At 63.8% G+C, this 1,518-nt stretch carries 2 protein-coding genes; one reads left to right on the plus strand and one right to left on the minus strand.

What is annotated here, in order from left to right:
• The coding region (gene icd / locus MUO23_09030) for an NADP-dependent isocitrate dehydrogenase (GenBank protein MCJ7513098.1) at positions 1-969 on the plus strand (969 nt) is incomplete at its 5' end.
• 261 nt (positions 970-1,230) lie between these two features.
• On the opposite strand, the gene MUO23_09035 is transcribed toward icd, so the two are convergent.
• On the minus strand, positions 1,231-1,494 hold the full coding sequence (locus MUO23_09035) for a hypothetical protein (GenBank protein MCJ7513099.1): 264 nt from the start codon (positions 1,492-1,494) through the stop codon (positions 1,231-1,233).
• Positions 1,495-1,518: the final 24 nt, after the last annotated feature.

The raw sequence follows: 1,518 nt of genomic DNA on the forward strand, positions 1-1,518 counted from the left end.
TCCTTGAACGTCGCCCTGCGCAAGGCACTCGACCTGTACGCCTGCGTCCGCCCGGTGCGCTACTTCGAGGGCGTCCCCTCTCCCGTGTGCCGCCCACAGGATGTCGACATGGTGGTGTTCCGCGAAAACACCGAGGACTTGTACGCCGGCGTCGAGTTCGAGTTCGGATCCGAAGAGAACGCCCACTTCCTCGAGCTGCTCCGCGACCAGTTCCCCAAGGAATTCGCCAAGATCCGTTTCCCAGAGACGTCGGCCGTGGCCATCAAGCCCATCTCCCGCCAGGGCAGCCAGCGCCTGGTTCGGGCTGCCATTCACTGCTGCCTGGAGGACGGGCGGCATTCGGTAACCCTGGTGCACAAAGGCAATATCCTCAAGTACACCGAAGGCGCCTTTCGCAACTGGGGATATGACGTCGCCGAGCGCGAATTCGGCGATCGCGTCTACACCTGGCGCCAGTGGGACCGCACCAAGCAGGCGGCGGGCGAGCAGGCGGCCAACGCCGAGATGGATTCGGCGCTGAAGTCCGGCCGCGTGCTGATCAAGGACACCATCGCCGACATCGTCTTCCAGCAGACCGTGACCCGGCCGCGCGAATTCGACGTCCTAGCAACCATGAATCTGAACGGTGACTATCTTTCCGATGCCCTGGCGGCCCAGGTCGGCGGGATTGGCATCGCGCCCGGCGCCAACATCAATTTCCAGACCGGGCACGCAATCTTCGAAGCCACTCACGGCACTGCACCTAAATATGCCGACAAGGATGTCGTCAACCCCGGCTCGCTGATCCTCAGCGGGGAGATGATGCTGCGCTTCATGGGCTGGAGAGAGGCGGCGGCCCTGGTGATCCGCGGCATGCAAGGCGCCATCGGCGCCCAGACCGTTACCTATGACTTTCACCGGTTGATGCAGGGCGCCACGTTGGTCAAGTGCTCGGAATTCGGCGACGCCGTCATTCGGCATATGGGGTAGCCGAGACTGCTGTGCTTATGCGCGCGACCGCGCACACATCCAGTTAGCAGCAGACCCAACCAGCGGGATCCAGCGAAAGCTGGGTCTTGGCCTTTGCCCTAGACCCACCGGCTGCATTCTGCTCATACTGCATGGGGGGCTAGGCAGCCGCACTGCCCGCTCCGGGATTGCCACTGGAAGTTCTGCCGCTCGCACGACTTCCAAGGCGGCGCGGCGCCTCTCCCGCAGCTTCGTTCAGCCGGAACCTTCTCCGCCCGTGGTCTACGGCCTGAGCCCCCACGTCCTCTCAACCGGCATGACGAACAGAATCCCCGTGTCAGGTGAGTTCAACCGGCCGACGACTTCCTCCACCGCTTTTGCCATCTGATCTATGGGGAACGAATCGGGAACGATGGCCAGCAGCGTGCAGTGGTTCTCCTCACGAACCCGCAGCAGGCTCTCGAGCGAGGGGAAGAGCGGCAGGTCGTCCGGCGTGCCCAGGCCCGAGACGGGGTCTCCCAGGCCGGTGCTGTTGAGGGCAGTCACGCCCGGGATCCGGATCTGAACTCA

This window comes from Anaerolineales bacterium, from assembly GCA_022866145.1.
Taxonomy (GTDB): Bacteria; Chloroflexota; Anaerolineae; order Anaerolineales; family E44-bin32; genus PFL42.